This is a genomic window from Burkholderia sp. BC1 (assembly GCF_052683555.1).
This window is the reverse complement of record NZ_JBQYLP010000017.1, coordinates 40,876-59,638: the sequence shown is the minus strand read 5'-3', so window position 1 is coordinate 59,638 and position 18,763 is coordinate 40,876. Positions and strand designations below refer to the sequence as shown.

Here is an 18,763-nt window from a genome sequence, read left to right as displayed (position 1 = left end):
AATTCTGTTGCGTGCCGGCGTGGCGCTCAGGCGGTCAAGGCAGCCTGCATCGATGCGAGGCGCGCGCGAACCGAGGTGTCGAGCACTTCGTCGCCGACCGTCACGCGCACGCCGCCGATCAGCGACGAATCGACTTCGACCGTCGGCTTCAGCTTGCGCTTGAACTTGCGTTCGAGGCTCGCGACGAGACTGTCGAGATCCGCGCCGTCCAGCGGGAACGCGCTCACGATCTCGGCGTCCGCTGCGCCTTCACGTTCGTTCTTGAGCGCCTCGAACTGCTCGGCGATTTCCGGCAGCAGCGCGATGCGATGATTGTCGACCAGCATCTGCACGAAGTTCTTCGCTTCGGCGCCGGCCGCGAGCGGCGACTTCAGCGCGGCAAGCAGCAGCTCGGCCACTTGCGCACGCGTCACCTTCGGGCTCGACGCGACCGACAGCACTTCCGGCAGACGCGCAACCTGGGCCAGCTCTTGCACGAGCGTGGACCAGGCGGCGATGTCACCGCCCTCGGCCACGCGGAACAGCGCTTCTGCGTAAGGGCGGGCGATGGTTGCAAGTTCGGCCATGATCAGAGCTCGGCTTTCAGTTGATTCAGCAGTTGGGCGTGGGCCGTTTGATCGACTTCGCGCTTCAGGATCTGCTCGGCGCCCTTCACGGCCAGCGCAGCGACTTCGCCGCGCAGCGCTTCGCGCGCCTTCACGATTTGCTGTTCTGCTTCCGCTTTCGCCTGCGCGACGATGCGGGCGGCTTCAGCCTGGGCGTTGGCCTTGATTTCCTCGGCGACCGCCTGGGCACGCTTTTCGGCGTCGGCGATGCGCTGCTGGCCGTCGTTGCGGGCCTGCGCGAGTTCCTGGTCCACGCGCTTGTGCGCTGCTTCGAGTTCCGCCTTGCCCTTTTCCGCGGCGGCGAGGCCGTCGGCGATCTTCTTCGAACGTTCGTCGAGGGCGTTGATCAACGGCGGCCACACGAACTTCATCGTGAACCACGCGAGGACCAGGAACACGACCATTTGCGCAAACAGAGTTGCGTTGAGATTCACGGTGTTTCCTTATCTGCTATTCCGGAAAAATGAAACGGTAAGGCGCTCATCGAGTTGCATTCGATCAGCGCCCCAAGTCTCCGTTCCGCCCTGCGCCGGCTCACGCCGGGCGCATATTTCCGAGGAACCTTAGCCTGCGAGCTTCGACAGGAGCGGGTTCGCGAACGCGAACAGCATTGCGACACCCACGCCGATCAGGAATGCCGCGTCGATCAGGCCGGCCAGCAGGAACATCTTCGTTTGCAGCGGGTTGATGAGTTCCGGCTGACGTGCGCACGCTTCGATGTACTTGCCGCCCATCAGCGCGATACCGATACAGGCGCCGATTGCACCCAGGCCGATGATGATGCCGATACCGATGGCGGTCAGACCCTGGATGTTGGCGATGAAAGCTTGCATGATCACTCCTTTGTGAAAAGACTTGGAACTAGAGATTTAAGAAAATAAAACGAAGACTCTTTTTTGCACGCCGTGCTTAATGCTTGTCGTGCGCCTGGCCGAGATACACCAGCGTCAGCATCATGAAAATGAATGCCTGCAACAGAACAATCAGGATGTGGAAGATTGCCCAGACGCTGCCCGCGATCACATGACCAACGAAGCCGAGGAACGTTGCGTCGCCACCGAAGCTCCACATGCTGCCGAGCAGGGCGATCAACAGGAACAACAGCTCACCCGCGTACATGTTGCCGAACAACCGCATGCCGAGCGAGACGGTCTTCGCGACGTATTCGACGACGTTGAGCGCGAGGTTCGGGATCCACAGCAGCGGGTGTGCGCCGAACGGCGCCGACAGCAGCTCATGCGCAAAACCGCCCGGGCCCTTGATCTTGATGCTGTAGTAGATCATCAGGACGAACACGCCGAGCGCGATGCCGAGCGTGCCGTTGAGGTCGGCCGTCGGAACGATGCGATGGTGGGAGATCACGTTCGACAGACCCAGCCAGCCGATCACGCGGCCCGGCAGGTCCACCGGAAGGAAGTCGAGCGAGTTCATCAGCGCGACCCACACGAACACGGTGAGCGCGAGCGGCGCGATGAACGTGCGGTTGCCGTGAACGATGGCCTTCGATTGGTCTTCGACCATCTCGACGAGCATCTCGATCGCGCACTGGAAGCGGCCCGGCACGCCCGGCGTCGCCTTACGGGCGGCCAGACGCAGCAGGACGATCGTCACGATGCCGCACACGATCGACCAGAACAGCGTGTCGAGATTCCAGACGTGGATGTCGAAAATCGACGTCTGATGCGAGGTGGAAAAATTCTGCAAGTGGTGCGCAATGTACTCGGACGGATCCGGACTGCGCGTGCCTTCGCTAGCTGCCATATCGTTAATGCCACCCAAATTGTCGAAAATCGTTTTGCCTGTTCCGCAACACGCTATTGCGGGAACGGGCCCGTGCGATTTCGTGTCGAAAACCGCACGCTGCTTGTTTCTTACCGCCAGGCCAGCGCGATCCAGTACGTCTTCAGCACGACGAGGTAGGTGACGAGGAGCGCCGGCCAGTGCACGCCGGCATAGCCGTACGCCACTGCGGCGAACATGCCGATCGTCACGCCGAGCTTCAGCGCTTCGCCGGCCACCCAGCTCATCACGGTGGCCGAGCCACCTGCCTTCAGTCGTGCCACGAACAACGCGCTTGGCACCCAGCCGATCGCTCCGCCCAGAAACGCGGATTGCGCAGCGGCGCCCGGCGACTTTGAAAACAGCCACCACGCCAGCGTTGCAACCAGGGACAGTGCCACCTGCGCGATCACCACTTTGTATGGGGTCACGCGCGACGGCTTGCTCACGTTCGGGCCGAAGAGCTTCTCGGCCTCCGCCCGTGTGAGCGGAACGATGTTGTTATCTTGCTGCTCGACATCCCAGTCGTCATCGGATTCGCGCCGCTCGCCGGCCGCTGAAGCGGTGCGTTGCGCGCGGTGATCATCGTGCCTATCGTTCGGCGCCTGACCCGCCATCGCAGTCTTCCGCAAAATCCTGAAACCGGCCCCAAGCTTTCCGAAAGCTTTCAGGGGTGCCGAGCTAACAAATCCGGGCGATTGTAAGCGATAGTTGCAACTGATTCAAGGCTTTAGACGCGACAAAAACCGGCGTGAAACGACGCGTCATGATGCGAGAAAACGCGCGATTCCGGGACGTACGATGACAGTTGTAAGGTCAACTTTTGCATCGTCATCGGTCGAAGAAAATGTGTGGTAATGCGATCGTCGCGGCGATCCGCACAGGCGTGCGGCGGGAGACGTCGATGGTCGAATGGTCGGCGTTTGTCGCCGTCGCGATGCGGTGGAAAGCGTGGCACACGATCGAACGGGTGAAGCGCGCGTCGCCGGACGCGAAAATTTGCCGTGAAGCTGCATGGCGGACTGCTCGGCCGGATTCGCGAATTCGAAGATTCGCACGCATCGGTTGCAGTCGCACCACAGCCGATTCACTGTGTCCGCCCCGCCGGGTCCGCCCGCATCCTCCGCACGGCGCGCGCGCCAGCACAGCGCAAGCTGTGCATCGCCACCGCCGAGACCAGCCGATATCCTGTGCAGCGATCGTCAGAGATGCGCGAGCAGCCATGCGCCCAGCACGGCGCTCACGAGCGCGAACGGAATCGACACGAGATGGAACGGCAGCCACATGCGCGGCTCCTTCGCGAGACGGACCGCGATCAGATTCGCGAGCGAGCCGATCGCGAATCCGAAGCCGCCGACCGATACGCCGAACGCGAGCGCACGCCAGTCGTGCGTGAACTCCGACAGCAGGATCGCGGCCGGCACGTTGCTGATGCCCTGCGACAGGATCGCGCCCGCCGCGAATACGCGCAGCGGCGAATCGAGCCGCGCGTGCGCGATCGCGTCGTGTATCCACGGCAGCGCCGCGGCCGTGCGCAGCACGACGAACATCAGCACGAAAATCAGCAGCAGCAGCCAGTCGATCTTCAGGACTGCCTTGCGTTGAACGGCGAGCAGCACGATCGTCACCGCGATCAGCGCCGGCAGCGGATGATGCGCATCGGCCAGCAGCACGAATGCGGCGAACAGCACGGCCGCGATCAGCGCGTGCGTGCGGTGCACGTCGACGTCCGCGACGTCGCCGGACAGATCGAGCGGTTTCGCGCGAAACGCGCATGCGGTCAGCGCGAGCAGCAGCACCATCAGCGCGACGGCGAGCGGCCCGAGCGTGACGACGAAGCGGCCGAACGACACGCCGCTCAACTGCCACAGAAAAAGATTTTGCGGATTGCCGAGCGGCGTTGCGATCGATCCCGCATTGACGGACAGCGCGACGACGATCACGAGGCGCCGGAACGGCAGCGGCGTCAGCTCGCGCAACGACACCATCAGCGGCACGACGACGAACAGCGCGACGTCGTTCGTCAGCCACATCGAGAGCACGGCCGCGAACACGACGAGCAGCATCGCGAGCCCGCGCTCGGAACGCACGTGATGCACGATCCGGTGCGCGAGCCACATCAGGCAGCCCGACAGTTCGAGCGCCTTCGTCAGCATCAACAGGCCCGCGAGCGTCGCGACCGTCTGCCAGTCGACGCGCTCGGCCAGCACGCGAATCGGTTGCGGACGCAACCATTCCAGCACGATCAGGCTGAGCGCCAGCACGGACAGCACGGGCTCCTGTGCAAGCCAGCCGAGCCACCGGCGCGGCGCCGGCGCGCCCGTGTCGTGAATCGACATGCTCCCGTTATTCCTCGGCCGCGACGTTGCCGCGCAGGCGCACGAGAATGCCTTCGAGCGCATCGAGGTTGCCGAAGTCGATCGTCACCTGCCCTCGCCCGCGACGGCCCAGTTTGATCTTCACCGTCGACGCCAGCAGATCCGACAACTCCTCTTCGAGACGACGCGTATCGCGGCCGCCGTCGTCCTTCGCGCGCGCCTTCACCGCAGGCGCTTCCTTCGTCGTCTGTGCGACGAGCTTCTCGGTCTCGCGCACCGACATCCGCTTGTTGACGACCTGATGCGCGAGCGTGATCTGCGTCGCCGCATCGACCGCGAGCAGCGCACGCGCGTGGCCCATGTCGAGATCGCCCGCGAGCAGCATCGTCTGCACGGGCGCCGCGAGGTTCAGCAAACGCAGCAGGTTCGACACCGCGCTGCGCGAACGGCCCACCGACTCGGCCGCCTGCTCGTGCGTGAAACCGAATTCGTCGAGCAGCCGCTGAATGCCGTGCGCCTCTTCAAGCGGATTCAGATCCTCGCGCTGGATGTTTTCGATCAGCGCCATCGCCGCGGCGGCCTGATCGGATACCTCCTTCACGAGTACCGGCACTTCCTCGAGGCCCGCGAGACGCGCGGCGCGGAAACGTCGCTCGCCCGCGATGATCTCGTATTTGTCTGACGAAATGGGGCGTACCAGGATCGGCTGCATCACGCCCTGTGCGCGAATGCTGGCCGCGAGCTCCTGCAGGCTGCCTTCGTCCATCCGCGTGCGCGGCTGGTATTTGCCGGCCTGCAGCTTGCCGAGCGCGAGCGTGTTCGGCGCGCCTTCGATCTTCACCGCTTCGGTGATGTCGGCGCTGCCGCCGAGCAGCGCTTCGAGGCCACGTCCCAAGCCCTTCTTCTTCGGTACGGCGTTCATGTCTTTCTTCCTCGCTTCGCTCATGTCCGGTTACGACGCCTCGAACGCGCGCACGCGCTCGATCATCTCTGCACCGAACTGGAGATAGGCTTGCGCACCGCGCGAGCTGCGGTCGAACACGACGCCCGGCAGCCCATAGCTCGGCGCTTCCGCGAGGCGCACGTTGCGCGGGATCACCGCGTCGAACACCTTGTCGCCGAAGTGCGCTTTCAGTTGATCGGAGACCTGCTGCTGCAGCGTGATGCGCGGATCGAACATCACACGCAGCAAGCCGATGATCTTCAGGTCGCGGTTCATGTTCGCGTGCACCTGCTTGATCGTGTTGACGAGATCCGAGAGCCCTTCGAGCGCGAAGTATTCGCACTGCATCGGGATCACGACGCCGTGCGCTGCGCACAGGCCGTTCAGCGTCAGCAACGACAGCGTCGGCGGACAATCGATCAGCACGAAGTCGTAATCGTCCTCGACGCGCTCGAGCGCCGCCTTCAACTGGCGCTCGCGGTTCTCGATACCGATCAGCTCGATCTCCGCACCGGACAGCTCGCGGTTCGCCGGCAGCACGTCGTACGTGACGGCTTCGGGCCGGATGCGCGCGTCGGCCACCGACACGCCGTCGACCAGCACCTCGTACACCGTCGCTTCGCATGCGGCCTTGTCGATCCCGCTGCCCATCGTCGCGTTGCCCTGCGGGTCGAGATCGATCAGCAGGACTCGTTGCTCCTGCGCTGCAAGGCTTGCGGCGAGATTGACCGATGTCGTCGTCTTGCCGACGCCCCCCTTCTGGTTCGCAACGCAGAAGATCTTTGCCATCGTTGGTGTGTTCCTCTTACCTTCAAACATTCGGCGCGCCGTTCGCGCGCCGTCAAATCGCCTCGTCGACGGCCACCTCGATCAGATGCCGTTCGGCATCGAGCATCGGAACCGCCAGACGCATCGTCTGCTTCACACGGCTGCCTTCGGGCAACCGCGCAATCTCGTCGTCCGGATGCACGCCCTTCATCGCCCAGATCGAACCGCCCGGCGCAACGAGATGCCGAGCAAGTTTAACGAAGTCGGACAGGTCCGCGAAGGCGCGCGACACGATGATGTCGAATTTTTCCGGCACCTCGACGCCGGGCCGCAGCGATTCGACGCGCCCCGTGACCACCGACAGATTCGTGAGCTTCAGTTCCGCACGCGTTTGCGTCTGGAACGCGGACTTCTTCTGCACGATGTCGTTCAGCGTTACCTGCCAGTCCGGCTCGACGATCGCGAGCACGATGCCCGGCAAGCCGCCGCCCGAGCCGACGTCGAGCACGCGTGCCGACGCGCGGCCGCGCAGATGCGGCACGATCGACAGCGAATCGAGGATGTGCTGGATCAGCATCTGCTGCGGATCGCGAATCGCCGTCAGGTTGTAGACCGCGTTCCACTTGCCCAGCAGCGCGACGTAGTCGAGCAGCCGGTTGCGTTGCGTATCGGATAGCGCGACGTCGAGCGACGCCGCGCCGTCGACGAGCATCCGTTCAAGTACGTCCCGATTAACCGCCGGCGCGCGACGCGCCGTCATTGTTGCGTCGGGACGGCGCCGTCCCCCTGCTCGGCAGCCGGTGCGGCCGCGCCGTTACGGCGGCCCAGCCCGCGCCGCTTCAAGTGCACCATCAGCAGCGAAATGGCCGCCGGCGTGACGCCGGAGATGCGCGATGCCTGCCCGATCGTCTCCGGCCGGAACTGATTGAGCTTCTGGCTGACCTCGAACGACAAGCCGCGCACTTCGCGATAGTCGATCCCGTCCGGCAGACGCGTGTTCTCGTTCGCGTCGTTGCGTTCGATCTCGGTCGCCTGACGTTCGATATAGCCCTGATACTTGATGCCGATCTCGACCTGCTCCTTGATCTGCGCGAGCAGCACCGGATCGTCGGCCAGCGGCTCCGCCGGCCCGCACTCGCCGCCCTTCAGCCCGCAGACGCCGTCGTAGTCGACGCCCGGACGCCGCAGCAGCTCCGCCAGGCTGTATTCATGGTCGATCGGTTTGCCGAGCAATGCGGTCGCCTCTTCCGGCGGCAGCGTCTTCGGCGTCACCCAGGTCGTCTTCAGTCGTTCGGTTTCACGTGAAACAGCGTCGCGCTTCCGGCAGAACGCGTCCCAACGCACGTCGTCGACGAGGCCCAGCTCGCGGCCGATCTCGGTCAGACGCATGTCCGCGTTGTCTTCGCGGAGGCTCAGACGGTATTCGGCGCGGCTCGTGAACATCCGGTACGGCTCGGCGACGCCGCGCGTAACGAGATCGTCGACCAGCACGCCGAGGTACGCCTGATCGCGACGCGGGCACCATGCGTCCTTTTCCTGCACGTAGCGGCCCGCATTGACGCCTGCGAGCAGGCCCTGCGCGGCGGCTTCTTCGTACCCGGTCGTCCCGTTGATCTGGCCCGCAAAGAACAATCCGTTGATCGCCTTCGTCTCCAGCGACGCCTTCAGCGCGCGCGGATCGAAGTAGTCATACTCGATCGCATAGCCGGGCCGCAGGATATGCGCCTGTTCGAGGCCACGCATCGAATGCACGAGCTCGAGCTGCACGTCGAACGGCAGGCTCGTCGAAATCCCGTTCGGGTAGAACTCGTTGGTCGTCAGCCCTTCCGGCTCGAGGAAGATCTGGTGCGATTCCTTCGACGCGAATCGATGAATCTTATCCTCGATCGACGGGCAGTAGCGCGGCCCCACGCCTTCAATCACGCCCGTGTACATCGGCGAACGGTCGAGACCGCCGCGAATGATGTCGTGCGTGCGCTCGTTCGTGTGCGTGACCCAGCACGGCAGTTGCTGCGGATGCTGCTCGGCACGGCCGAGGAAAGAGAACACCGGAATCGGATCGAGATCGCCCGGCTGCTCTTCGAGCTTCGAGAAATCGATCGTGCGCCCGTCGATACGCGGCGGCGTTCCGGTCTTCAGCCGGCCTTGCGGCAGCTTCAGCTCCTTCAAGCGCGCAGACAGCGACACGGCGGCCGGGTCGCCCGCGCGACCGCCCGTATAGTTGTTCAGGCCGACGTGGATCTTGCCGTCCAGGAATGTACCGGCCGTCAGCACGACCGCGCGCGCGCGGAACCGGATGCCGATTTGCGTGACGGCGCCGACCACGCGATCGCCCTCGACCATCAGGTCGTCGACGGCCTGCTGGAACAGCCACAGATTCGGCTGATTCTCGAGGCGGCGACGGATCGCCGCCTTGTACAGGATGCGGTCCGCCTGGGCGCGTGTCGCGCGTACGGCCGGGCCTTTCGACGAATTCAGGATCCGGAACTGGATCCCCGCTTCGTCGGTGGCTGCCGCCATTGCGCCGCCCAGCGCATCGACTTCCTTGACCAGATGGCCCTTGCCGATGCCGCCGATCGACGGATTGCAGCTCATCTGCCCGAGCGTTTCGATGTTGTGGGTCAGCAGCAGCGTCTTCCCGCCCATTCGGGCGGACGCCAACGCGGCTTCCGTGCCGGCATGACCGCCGCCGACGACGATGACGTCAAATTCTGTGGGATAAAGCATGGTGGATTCCGTACGCAGGACCGCGCACGAACCTATCTGAGAAATGTATGGGGCGAATTATAGCGGGTTCGCTTTTCGCCCGAAGGCCGTCCGAATGGTAGGGTCTGTACGTTTCGACGATTTTTTCGCCGATGCGTCCGAAAAACCGTGCCGCTGCGGCGAATCGCGGTAGCTCGCCGAGCCGTTCGCTGCTTCACAGCGTTCGCGCTCGATCGCCCTGAAGTTGTCCCCAAGCGGATGCTGCTTCTGTGCCCGCCCTTCCCGGCACGTCGGCCCGCCCCCAAACAAAAACGGCGTGTTTCACGTGAAACACGCCGCTCGTTTCCCGCTGCCAGCGGTTCGATCAGGCCGTCTTCCTTGCGAGCCCGAGATACGTCTCGATCACGCGCGGATTCTGTGCAAGTTCAGATGCCGGCCCTTCAAGCGCAAATTCGCCGGTCTCCAGCACGTAGCCGTAGTCCGAGATCTGCAGCGCCGCACGTGCGTTCTGCTCGATCAGCAGCGTCGCGACGCCTGTGCCGCGCAACGCGCTGATGATATGAAAGATCTCCTTCACGATCAGCGGCGCAAGCCCGAGGCTCGGCTCGTCGAGCATCAGCAGGTCCGGCTTGCCCATCAGCGCGCGTCCGACCGCGAGCATCTGCCGCTCGCCGCCCGACAGCGTACCGGCCGCCTGCTTGCGTCGCTCCTTCAATCGCGGAAACAGCGCGAACACCGGGTCGAGCTGGTCGAGAAAGTTCGCTTCGCCGGCCTGCTTGCGGCGATAGGCGCCGAGCACGAGGTTGTCTTCCACCGTCATCGTGCCGAACAGTTCGCGCTTCTCCGGCACGAGGCACATCCCGCGCGCGACACGCTGCTCGACCGGCAGTGCACCGACATCCTCGCCGCGATAGACGACCGCGCCGGACGCATGGCCCGTCACCGGCAGCGCGCCCATGATCGCGTTCAGCAGCGTCGATTTGCCGGCGCCGTTCGGGCCGATCACGCTGACGATCTGGCCCGCCCCGACCTTGATCGCCGCGCCGTGCAGCGCCTCGACCTTGCCGTACCGGACCGCCAGCCCGCGCACTTCGAGAATCGGCATCGTCGTGTCCGTCATCACTCCACCCCGCCCAGATACGCTTCAAGTACCGCCGGATCCTGCTGCACGTCCTGCGGCAGCCCTTCGGCGATGCGCGTGCCGAATTCCATGACGACGAGCCGGTCGGTCAGGTTCATCACGAAATCCATGTCGTGTTCGACGAGCAACACGCTCATGCCTTCGGCCTTCAGCCGGCGCAGCAGCTCCGCGAGTTGCTGTTTTTCCTGATAACGCAGGCCGGCTGCCGGCTCGTCGAGCAGCAGCAGCGTCGGATCGCAGCACAGTGCACGCGCGATTTCGAGAATCCGCTGCTGACCGAGTGCGAGGCTCCCCGCCTCGTCGTACATATGCTGTTCGAGGCCCACACGGCGGATCTGCCGCGCAGCCTCGGCGAGCAGCTGCGCTTCCTCGTGCGCATTGAGCCGCGCAATGCTGCGCCATACGCCCGTATGCCCGCGCAGATGGGCGCCGATCGCGACGTTCTCGAGCACCGTCATTCCCGGCAGCAGCTTCACGTGCTGGAACGTGCGACCGATCCCGCGCTGAACGATCTGTCGCGACGTGAGCCCGTCGATCCGTTCGCCGCGGAACGTGATCGTGCCGCCGGTCGGCTGCAGCACGCCGGTCACGAGGTTGAAGGTCGTCGACTTGCCCGCGCCGTTCGGGCCGATCAGCCCGACGATCTGCCCCGCTTTCACGTCGAAGCTGACGTCGTTGACGGCCACGAGCCCACCGAATTGCTTGCGTGCGTTGTCGACGACGAGCAGCGGCTCGCCGGCCACCGGTTTCGCGCGCTGCGGCAGCGGATCGGCGTGCTCTGGCACGTGCGCACGCGGCCCGCGCGGGAACAGTCGGGCGACGAACGGCCACACGCCCTGCCGCGCATACTGCAGCAGCAGCACCATCAGCACGCCGAACACGATGATCTCGAAGTTGCCTTCGGAGCCGAGCAGCTTCGGCAGCAGCGTCTGCAGGTAGTCCTGCAGCACCGTGAGGATCGCCGCACCGAGCACGGCGCCCCAGACATGCGACACGCCGCCGACGACGGCCATGAACAGGAATTCGATGCCGTGGTTCAGCCCGAACGGCGTCGGGTTCACCGCCCGCTGCAGATGCGCGTACAGAAAGCCGGACACCGCGGCGAGCACCGCCGCGTAGACGAAGATCACGACGCGCATCCACGCCGTGTTCACGCCCATCGCCTCGGCCATCACGCCGCCGCCGCGCAGCGCGCGAATCGCGCGGCCCGGCCGGCTGTTCAGCAGGTTCTGCACCGATACGATCGCCGCGAGCACGACTGCCCAGATCAGGAAATACAGGCTGCGGCCGCTGTCGAGTTCGAGCCCGAACAGGCTCAGCGCCGGAATGCCGTTGATGCCGTCGTATTTGCCGAGCACCTCGAGATTGCCGAACAGATAGAACAGCGCGAGGCCCCATGCGATCGTGCCGAGCGGCAGGAAGTGTCCCGAGAGCCGCATCGTGACCGCGCCGAGCACGAGCGCGACGAGCGCCGTCAGCGCGACGCCGACGATCAGCGCGAGCCACGGCGACACGCCGTAGCGCGTGGTCAGGAATGCGGTCGCATAGGCGCCGACGCCGACGAACGCGGCCTGCCCGAAGCTCGTCATGCCGCCGACGCCCGTCAGCAGCACGAGCCCGATCGCGACGATCGCATAGAGCCCGATGTAGTTGAGCAGCGTGATCCAGTATTCGGGCACGTGCAGCGCGCCGGGCAGCACCGGCAACGCGAACAGCACGACGAGAAACGCCCAGAACGTCTTGTTGCGCAGCATCGTCTTCATCGCGTCACTCCTCTTCCTCTTCCGCATGCGGCGTCGCGAAGCTGCGCCACAGCAGCACCGGAATGATCAGCGTGAACACGATCACCTCCTTGTACGAACTCGCCCAGAACGACGAATACGATTCGAGCACACCGACCAGCAGCGAGCCGGCCGCCGCGAGCGGATAGCTGACGAGCCCGCCGATGATCGCGCCGACGAAGCCCTTCAGGCCGATCAGGAAGCCGGAGTCGTAGTAAATGGTCGTCAGCGGGCCGACGAGAATGCCGGACAGCACGCCGAGTCCGGCCGCGAACGTGAACGCGAGCCGCCCCGCCTCCGTCGTGCCGATGCCGACGAGCCGCGCGCCGAGCCGGTTCACCGACGTCGCACGCAAGGCCTTGCCGGCGATCGTGCGGCCGAAGTACACGTACAGCGCCGCGATCAACACGAGCGCCGTGACGATCACGACGATGCTCTGCGCCGACACCGTCATGCTGCCGATCGACAGCGCCGCATCGGAGAACGCAGTCGTGCGCGAGCCTTCGGCGCCGAACATCACGAGGCCGAGGCCGACCATCGCGAAATGCACGGCGACCGACACGATCAGCAGCAGCAGCGTCGTGCCCTCGGCGATCGGCTGATACACGAGCCGGTACACGAACGGCCCCATCGGCACGACGATCGCGAGCGTCAGCGCGATCTGCGCGAGCATCGGCAGCGGCTGCGCGGCAAAGCTGCGCGTCACGGCGAATACCGCGAGCGGCAGCAGTACGTAGCGGCTACCGAGTGTCGCGAGCGTGCGGCCGAGCGGGCGACGCCGCTCGCGATGCCGGATCAGCCCGCCCACTTCGAGCAGGAAGCAGGCGATGCCCATGACGAACAGCAGCCAGCAGGTCGCGGGGAATTTCTGCGCCTGCAGCGCGGCGAGCGTCAGCGCGCCGTATGCGACGAACTCGCCCTGAGGAATGAAGATCACGCGCGTGACGGAAAACACCAGCACGAGCGCCAGCGACAGCAACGCGTAAATGGCGCCGGTCGTGATGCCGTCTTGCGCGAGGATCGCCGCAATCGAAAGATCCATACGTATCGTGTATCGAGAATGCTGCGGAGAAACGGCGACCGGGACGGCGCGCGCGTACGCGGCGACACGGCCTCACGTATCGTGGCGCCGCCCCGAAGGATTCGTGCGACGACGCGCGACGCACCGCTCGCGCGCGACGACGGCATGCGCGGCCCGCTCGGCACGCGCACGCCGATTTCACGTGACACTTACTCGGCCTGCAACTTCCACTTGCCGTCGACGATCTGCACCATCACGCGTGCGCGCGAATCGAAGCCGTTGTGATCGGTCGGCGTCATATTGATCACGCCGTGCGACACCGGCAGATCCTTCACGCTTTCGAGCGACGCGCGCAGCGCCTCGCGGAACGCCTCGGTGCCCGGCTGACCCTTCTTCAGCGCGTCCGGAATCGCGCGCTGCAGCAGCAGCCCCGCGTCCCACGCGTGGCCGCCGAAGGTCGACAGCGAGCCGGCGCCGTACGCCTTCTCGTAGGCGGCCTTGTACGCGAGCGCGGGCTTCTTCACCGGGTTCGAATCGGGCAATTGATCGGTCACGAGCACCGGGCCGGCCGGCAGGAGCTCGCCGTCGCAATCCTTGCCGCATACGCGCAGGAAGTCGTTGTTCGCGACGCCGTGCGTCTGATACACCTTGCCCTTGTAGCCGCGCTCCTTCAGCGTCTTCGCGGGCAGCGCCGCCGGCGTGCCGGAGCCGGCGATCAGCACCGCGTCCGGGTTCGAGCCGACCAGCTTCAGCACCTGCCCCATCACGGACGCGTCCGTGCGGTTGTAGCGCTCGTTCGACACGATCTTGATGCCGTTCTTCTGGGCGGCCGCGCTGAACGTGTTGTACCAGCTGTCGCCGTACGCGTCGGCGAAGCCGATGAAGCCGACCGTCTTCACGCCGTGCTTGGCCATGTAGCCGGCGATCGCGTCAGCCATCAGCTGGTCGTTCTGCGGCACCTTGAACATCCAGGCGCGCTTCGCGTCCATCGGCGAGATGATCTGCGCGCTCGCGGCGAGCGAAATGGTCGGCGTCTTCGCCTGCGACACGGGGTCGAGCATGGCGAGCGAATTCGGCGTGACCGACGAACCGATGATCGCGTCGACATGATCCTCGTCGATCAGCTTGCGCACGTTCTGCACGGCGCGGCTCGTGTCGGATGCGTCGTCGAGCACGATGTACTGCACGCTCTTGCCGGCGATTTCCTTCGGCAGCAGCGCGATCGTGTTCTTTTCCGGAATCCCGAGCGACGCGGCCGGCCCCGTCGCCGACAGCGTCACGCCGATCTTCACCTGCGCCGACGCCGTCGCGGCCGCGCATGCGAGGCCCGCGGCAAGCAAAGCCTCCATCCATCGATTCATCTTCATTTTCGTTGTCTCCAAACGCTGCTCGAAAAATCCGCGGGCCGCTCGGGCGACTCCCGGCCTCAAACAAGTTAATAATTTAACTATCTCGCATTGCGGTGCCTACACTCGTTTTCCCGCGAAAAACCGTATGCACCGCGAGCCCGGCAACATCGCGCCGATCGGCCTGAAAACGACGCACGACGCCCGTTACCGTGCGCGAGCGCAATGTCGTCAGGATGAAGCAGCGCGAAATATGGGAAAGGATCGGTGCGAACGCAACGACGGGCCAACTGTCCGGAACAGGAAAACGACGGCTCAGGCTCATGCGGGACGGCACCCCGAGAAAGCGCCACGCGATGCCGGGCCGGACCGCGAGAATTCGGGGCCTGCCGACGCGCGCGACGTCGTGCGGCCCAGGCTCGACCACGTGCGCGGCTCGGCGTTGCCGCGACCACACCGCGGCGCGGCCTGCGCGTGCATGCCGCCCGGCGCGCGCGCACCCCGTGCCGCGCGGCTCGCCCCGCTCCATCGTCCTGCGCTTCTCATTCAACCGCACTCCATCTTCTGCATTCTGCTTGTAGGAGGACTGCCGACCATTTCGCCGACCGCTCGGTCGGCGAAAGCTGAGTGTAACGGACGCTTTTTGCGCACGCCAACCGGGTAAGCCCGGACGGTATGCGCGCGGCTGCGCGCCGTACGCGTATGCGAAAACGGAAATACGAAGGAAGACAAAGAATACGCGCCCGAATGCGGTGCGGCGAATGCGAACCGCCATGCCGAGTCGGCCGTCGCACGCGCATTGAAATGCGGTGAAAATCCGCGCGCAAATGAAAAAGCGCTGTTGGATTCCGTCCAACAGCGCTTTGGGGTCCGGGCACTTTGTGCCTCGATTGTCTCCTCGTTCTCCACCTGCAAATTCGATTCGCGGTGCATCAGAACTGAAACGAAGCTTAAAGAAGCTTAAGGCCGCCGGCAACTTAGCATTTACCCCTATGGTGCATCGCCGCACGAAAATGGGGCACCACTTTGCCGCGCGGCGCGTGCCGGAGGCCGCTTCGGCGCCGTTCCGAAGCATGCCGGATGGTGCTTCGCATCAAGGCGCCGGCGGCCGTGCACACGCCGTTACGACGCGCCGAGCGGCTTGATCCGCGCGATCATCTCGCCGACGATCCCGCGCCGGAACGCGAGCACGCAGGCGATGAAGATCAGCCCGGTGACGATCGTCGCCGATTCGCCGAGCGAATGGAACCAGCCGATGCCCGTCGTCGAGGCGAGCCACTCGCCGATGTCGCCGAGCCGGTCTTCGAGCGCGACGATCAGCGCCGCGCCGAGCAGCGGCCCGAACAGCGTGCCCATGCCGCCGACGAGCGTCATCAGCACGACGAGGCCCGACATCGTCCAGTAGGCATCGGACAGCGTCTCGAAGCCGAGCACGAGCACCTTCAGCGATCCGGCCAGCCCCGCGAGCCCCGCCGACAGCACGAACGCGAGCAGCTTGAAGCGATCGGTGTCGTAGCCGAGCGAGATCGCGCGCGCCTCGTTCTCCTTGATCGCGACGAGCACCTGGCCGAACGGCGAGTGCACGATCCGCACGATGAACGCGCAGGCGGCGACGATCACGACGAGCACGACGTAGTACAGCGCGAGGTCGTTCGACAGGTCGAGCAACCCGAACAGCCGGCCGCGCGGCACGCCCTGCAGCCCGTCCTCGCCGTGCGTGAACGGCGCCTGCAGATAGATGAAGTACACCATCTGCGCGAACGCGAGCGTGATCATCGCGAAATAGATGCCTTGCCGGCGAATCGCGAACAGCCCGACGACGAGTCCGAGCAGCGTCGCGATCGCGGTGCCGGCCAGCACGCCGAGCTCGGGCGTGAAACCGAGCGTCTGCATCGAGTAGCCGGTCGCGTAGCCGGCCGTCGCGAGGAACATCGCATGGCCGAACGACAGCAGCCCCGTATAGCCGATCAACAGGTTGAACGCGGCCGCGAACAGCGCGAACGCGAGCACCTTCATCACGAAGACCGGATACGCGCCGACGAACGGCGCGACGAGCAGTGCGGCGAGCAGCACGCCGTAGAGCACTTTTCTCTGCATCATTTTTCCTTGCCGAACAGGCCGGCCGGGCGGATCAGCAGCACGATCGCCATGATCACGAACACGACCGTCGCGGACGCTTCCGGATAGAACACGCGCGTAAAGCCCTCGATCACGCCGAGCAGCAGGCCCGTAACGATCGAGCCGAGAATCGACCCCATCCCGCCGATCACGACCACCGCGAACACCGTGATGATCATCGGCTGGCCCATCAGCGGCGACACCTGGATCACCGGCGCGGCGAGCACGCCCGCGAAGGCGGCGAGCGCGACGCCGAAGCCGTAGGTGAGCGTGATCATCATCGGCACGTTCACGCCGAACGCCTCGACGAGCTTCGGATTCTCGGTGCCCGCACGCAGGTAGGCGCCGAGCCGCGTCTTCTCGATCACGAACCAGGTGGCGAGGCACACCGCGAGCGACGCGACGACGACCCACGCACGATAGTTCGGCAGGAACATGAAGCCGAGATTGGTCGCGCCGGACAGCTGCGACGGCACGTCGTACGGCTGCCCCGACGAGCCGTAGATCGAGCGGAACACGCCTTCGACGACGAGCGTGAGGCCGAACGTCAGCAGCAGCCCGTACAGGTGATCGAGCTTGTACAGCCAGCGCAGCATCGAGCGCTCGATCGCGATGCCGAACGCACCGACGATCAGCGGCGCGAGCACGAGCATCGCCCAGTACGGCAGCCCGAAATACGACAGGCCCATCCAGGCGAGCATCGCGCCCAGCATGAACAGCGCGCCGTGCGCGAAGTTGATCACGTTGAGCAGCCCGAAGATCACCGCCAGCCCGAGGCTCAGGATCGCGTAGAACGAACCGTTGACGAGCCCGAGCAGCAACTGGCTCAGCATCGCCGGCAACGGAATGCCAAAGATTTCCATCGAGTTTGCCGTCAGAATGAGTTTCGTTGCGCACGCAACCGTATCGGGCCGCGTGCGCCGGCGGCGCAGCGGACGTACCGCGGCGGCCGTCGGTGCCGCGCGGCGCGCCGCCAGGCGCGCCGCCGCGTCACGTCTACTTCCACAGCGCGCAGCGCGATTCCTGCTTGGTCGCGAATGCCTGTTCGCCCGGAATCGTCGCGAGCACCTTGTAGTAATCCCAGGGCTCCTTCGACTCGGACGGCTTCTTCACCTCCATCAGATACATGTCGTGGATCATGCTGCCGTCCTGACGGATGTAGCCCTTCGCGTAGAAGTCGCTGATCTTCATCTTCTTCAGCTCGGCCATCACCTTGTCGGAATCGGTCGTGCCGGCCGCCTGCACGGCCTTGAGGTACGTCGTCACCGACGAATAGTCGGCCGCCTGCAGGCTCGACGGCATCTTCTTCATCTTGCCGAAGTAGCGCTGCGCCCACTGGCGCGACGTCGCATCGCGGTTCCAGTACCAGCTGTCGGTCAGCACGAGGCCCTGCGTCGTCTCGAGGCCGAGGCTGTGCACGTCGTCGATGAACATCAGCAGCGCGGCGATCTTCATCGTCTTCGTGATGCCGAATTCCTTCGACGCCTTGATCGAGTTGATCGTGTCGCCGCCGGCATTCGCGAGGCCGAGGATCTGCGCCTTCGACGACTGCGCCTGCAGCAGGAACGACGAGAAGTCCGACGCGGACAGCGGATGGCGCACCGAGCCGAGCACCTGTCCGCCGTTCGCCTTCACGACATCCGACGTGTTCTTCTCGAGCGCCTTGCCGAACGCGTAGTCGGCGGTCAGGAAGAACCACGTCTTGCCGCCCTGCTTCACGACCGCGGAACCGGTGCCTTTCGCGAGCGCCATCGTGTCGTACGCGTAGTGCACGGTGTACGGCGTGCACTGTTCGTTGGTCAGCGTGTCGGCGCCCGCGCCGATGTTGATGTAGACCTTCTTCTTCTCGGCAGCGACCTGGTTCATCGACAGCGCGGTCGCCGAGTTCGTGCCGCCGACGAGCAGGTCGAGCCCGCCGCGGTCCATCCATTCGCGCGCCTTCGACGCGGCGATGTCGGCCTTGTTCTGGTGATCGGCATAGACGACCTCGATCGGCTTGCCGAGCACCTTGCCGCCGAAGTCGGCGACCGCCATGCGGATCGCCTCGAGGCCGCCCTGCCCGTCGATATCCGCGTAAAGCCCCGACATGTCCGTGATGAAGCCGATCTTCACGGTATCGGCCGCGTGGGCGGCGCCGGCGGTGAATGCGGCGGTCGCGAGCGCGAGACACGCGTGGGCGAGGGTCTTCATTTTCATTGACGTCTCCTGTTGTTCTGATGCGTTGTGGTTGTTCGTGC

General features: G+C 65.0%; 19 protein-coding genes. All 19 read right to left on the bottom strand.

Translation table 11 applies throughout. The annotated features are described in order from the left end of the window. Positions 1–26: 26 nt before the first annotated feature. Positions 27–566 carry a F0F1 ATP synthase subunit delta gene (locus ACSHSS_RS11390; RefSeq protein ID WP_006401465.1) on the bottom strand — a complete coding sequence of 180 codons (540 nt, stop codon included), beginning with the start codon at positions 564–566 and terminating at the stop codon, positions 27–29. A 2-nt stretch (positions 567–568) separates the two neighbouring features. After that, the gene (locus ACSHSS_RS11385) at positions 569–1,039 is read right to left on the bottom strand and encodes a F0F1 ATP synthase subunit B (protein ID WP_006401466.1); all 471 of its coding nucleotides are present in this window, start codon (positions 1,037–1,039) and stop codon (positions 569–571) included. Between the two features lie 129 nt (positions 1,040–1,168). Continuing rightward, on the bottom strand, positions 1,169–1,438 hold the full coding sequence (atpE, locus tag ACSHSS_RS11380) for a F0F1 ATP synthase subunit C (protein ID WP_004195828.1): 270 nt from the start codon (positions 1,436–1,438) through the stop codon (positions 1,169–1,171). Positions 1,439–1,514: 76 nt separating this feature from the next. Beyond that, entirely contained in the window at positions 1,515–2,366 is an 852-nt protein-coding gene (atpB, locus tag ACSHSS_RS11375; protein WP_006411132.1) for a F0F1 ATP synthase subunit A, read from the bottom strand. Positions 2,367–2,476: 110 nt separating this feature from the next. Beyond that, entirely contained in the window at positions 2,477–3,001 is a 525-nt protein-coding gene (locus tag ACSHSS_RS11370; protein ID WP_006401468.1) for an ATP synthase subunit I, read from the bottom strand. A 214-nt stretch (positions 3,002–3,215) separates the two neighbouring features. Then, positions 3,216–3,446 (bottom strand): hypothetical protein, encoded by a 231-nt coding sequence (locus ACSHSS_RS11365; RefSeq protein ID WP_212160839.1) that lies wholly within the window; start codon positions 3,444–3,446, stop codon positions 3,216–3,218. Positions 3,447–3,586: 140 nt separating this feature from the next. Beyond that, positions 3,587–4,723: an SLC13 family permease gene (locus ACSHSS_RS11360; protein WP_212160834.1), complete on the bottom strand. Its 1,137-nt coding sequence runs from the start codon at positions 4,721–4,723 to the stop codon at positions 3,587–3,589. A gap of 7 nt (positions 4,724–4,730) precedes the next feature. After that, complete coding sequence (locus ACSHSS_RS11355) at positions 4,731–5,624, bottom strand: ParB/RepB/Spo0J family partition protein (RefSeq protein ID WP_006401471.1); 894 nt, start codon at positions 5,622–5,624, stop codon at positions 4,731–4,733. 30 nt (positions 5,625–5,654) lie between these two features. Beyond that, positions 5,655–6,434, bottom strand: coding sequence for a ParA family protein (locus ACSHSS_RS11350; protein WP_006401472.1), 780 nt, complete (start codon positions 6,432–6,434; stop codon positions 5,655–5,657). A 52-nt stretch (positions 6,435–6,486) separates the two neighbouring features. Continuing rightward, a complete protein-coding gene (rsmG, locus tag ACSHSS_RS11345; RefSeq protein WP_043281333.1) occupies positions 6,487–7,173 on the bottom strand; it encodes a 16S rRNA (guanine(527)-N(7))-methyltransferase RsmG in 687 nt (228 codons plus the stop codon). Continuing rightward, positions 7,170–9,140, bottom strand: coding sequence for a tRNA uridine-5-carboxymethylaminomethyl(34) synthesis enzyme MnmG (gene mnmG / locus ACSHSS_RS11340; protein ID WP_105841707.1), 1,971 nt, complete (start codon positions 9,138–9,140; stop codon positions 7,170–7,172). Before mnmG ends, rsmG begins: the two co-directional genes overlap by 4 nt. A gap of 343 nt (positions 9,141–9,483) precedes the next feature. After that, complete coding sequence (locus ACSHSS_RS11335; protein ID WP_006415001.1) at positions 9,484–10,239, bottom strand: ABC transporter ATP-binding protein; 756 nt, start codon at positions 10,237–10,239, stop codon at positions 9,484–9,486. Next, entirely contained in the window at positions 10,239–12,023 is a 1,785-nt protein-coding gene (locus ACSHSS_RS11330) for a branched-chain amino acid ABC transporter ATP-binding protein/permease (RefSeq protein WP_006401476.1), read from the bottom strand. The genes ACSHSS_RS11335 and ACSHSS_RS11330 overlap by 1 nt, the downstream gene beginning before the upstream one ends. Positions 12,024–12,027: 4 nt before the next feature. Then, entirely contained in the window at positions 12,028–13,083 is a 1,056-nt protein-coding gene (locus ACSHSS_RS11325) for a branched-chain amino acid ABC transporter permease (protein WP_212160828.1), read from the bottom strand. A gap of 188 nt (positions 13,084–13,271) precedes the next feature. Further along, positions 13,272–14,429, bottom strand: coding sequence for an ABC transporter substrate-binding protein (locus ACSHSS_RS11320; protein ID WP_006411129.1), 1,158 nt, complete (start codon positions 14,427–14,429; stop codon positions 13,272–13,274). A 76-nt stretch (positions 14,430–14,505) separates the two neighbouring features. Next, positions 14,506–15,264, bottom strand: coding sequence for a hypothetical protein (locus tag ACSHSS_RS11315; protein WP_249170491.1), 759 nt, complete (start codon positions 15,262–15,264; stop codon positions 14,506–14,508). Positions 15,265–15,530: 266 nt separating this feature from the next. Further along, positions 15,531–16,505 carry a branched-chain amino acid ABC transporter permease gene (locus ACSHSS_RS11310; RefSeq protein WP_012212466.1) on the bottom strand — a complete coding sequence of 325 codons (975 nt, stop codon included), beginning with the start codon at positions 16,503–16,505 and terminating at the stop codon, positions 15,531–15,533. Next, positions 16,505–17,389: a branched-chain amino acid ABC transporter permease gene (locus ACSHSS_RS11305; RefSeq protein ID WP_006401481.1), complete on the bottom strand. Its 885-nt coding sequence runs from the start codon at positions 17,387–17,389 to the stop codon at positions 16,505–16,507. Before ACSHSS_RS11305 ends, ACSHSS_RS11310 begins: the two co-directional genes overlap by 1 nt. A gap of 133 nt (positions 17,390–17,522) precedes the next feature. Continuing rightward, a complete protein-coding gene (locus tag ACSHSS_RS11300) occupies positions 17,523–18,722 on the bottom strand; it encodes an ABC transporter substrate-binding protein (RefSeq protein ID WP_212160823.1) in 1,200 nt (399 codons plus the stop codon). Positions 18,723–18,763: the final 41 nt, after the last annotated feature.

Bases quoted from the DNA above. Each gene is read 5' to 3' on its own strand.
- ACSHSS_RS11390 (WP_006401465.1), bottom strand. From the start codon at position 566: ATGGCCGAACTTGCAACCATCGCCCGCCCTTACGCAGAAGCGCTGTTC.
- atpE (WP_004195828.1), bottom strand. From the start codon at position 1,438: ATGCAAGCTTTCATCGCCAACATCCAGGGTCTGACCGCCATCGGTATC.
- atpB (WP_006411132.1), bottom strand. From the start codon at position 2,366: ATGGCAGCTAGCGAAGGCACGCGCAGTCCGGATCCGTCCGAGTACATT.
- ACSHSS_RS11370 (WP_006401468.1), bottom strand. From the start codon at position 3,001: ATGGCGGGTCAGGCGCCGAACGATAGGCACGATGATCACCGCGCGCAA.
- ACSHSS_RS11365 (WP_212160839.1), bottom strand. From the start codon at position 3,446: ATGCGTGCGAATCTTCGAATTCGCGAATCCGGCCGAGCAGTCCGCCAT.
- ACSHSS_RS11360 (WP_212160834.1), bottom strand. From the start codon at position 4,723: ATGTCGATTCACGACACGGGCGCGCCGGCGCCGCGCCGGTGGCTCGGC.
- ACSHSS_RS11355 (WP_006401471.1), bottom strand. From the start codon at position 5,624: ATGAACGCCGTACCGAAGAAGAAGGGCTTGGGACGTGGCCTCGAAGCG.
- ACSHSS_RS11350 (WP_006401472.1), bottom strand. From the start codon at position 6,434: ATGGCAAAGATCTTCTGCGTTGCGAACCAGAAGGGGGGCGTCGGCAAG.
- rsmG (WP_043281333.1), bottom strand. From the start codon at position 7,173: ATGACGGCGCGTCGCGCGCCGGCGGTTAATCGGGACGTACTTGAACGG.
- mnmG (WP_105841707.1), bottom strand. From the start codon at position 9,140: ATGCTTTATCCCACAGAATTTGACGTCATCGTCGTCGGCGGCGGTCAT.
- ACSHSS_RS11335 (WP_006415001.1), bottom strand. From the start codon at position 10,239: ATGACGGACACGACGATGCCGATTCTCGAAGTGCGCGGGCTGGCGGTC.
- ACSHSS_RS11330 (WP_006401476.1), bottom strand. From the start codon at position 12,023: ATGAAGACGATGCTGCGCAACAAGACGTTCTGGGCGTTTCTCGTCGTG.
- ACSHSS_RS11325 (WP_212160828.1), bottom strand. From the start codon at position 13,083: ATGGATCTTTCGATTGCGGCGATCCTCGCGCAAGACGGCATCACGACC.
- ACSHSS_RS11320 (WP_006411129.1), bottom strand. From the start codon at position 14,429: ATGAAGATGAATCGATGGATGGAGGCTTTGCTTGCCGCGGGCCTCGCA.
- ACSHSS_RS11310 (WP_012212466.1), bottom strand. From the start codon at position 16,505: ATGCAGAGAAAAGTGCTCTACGGCGTGCTGCTCGCCGCACTGCTCGTC.
- ACSHSS_RS11305 (WP_006401481.1), bottom strand. From the start codon at position 17,389: ATGGAAATCTTTGGCATTCCGTTGCCGGCGATGCTGAGCCAGTTGCTG.
- ACSHSS_RS11300 (WP_212160823.1), bottom strand. From the start codon at position 18,722: ATGAAAATGAAGACCCTCGCCCACGCGTGTCTCGCGCTCGCGACCGCC.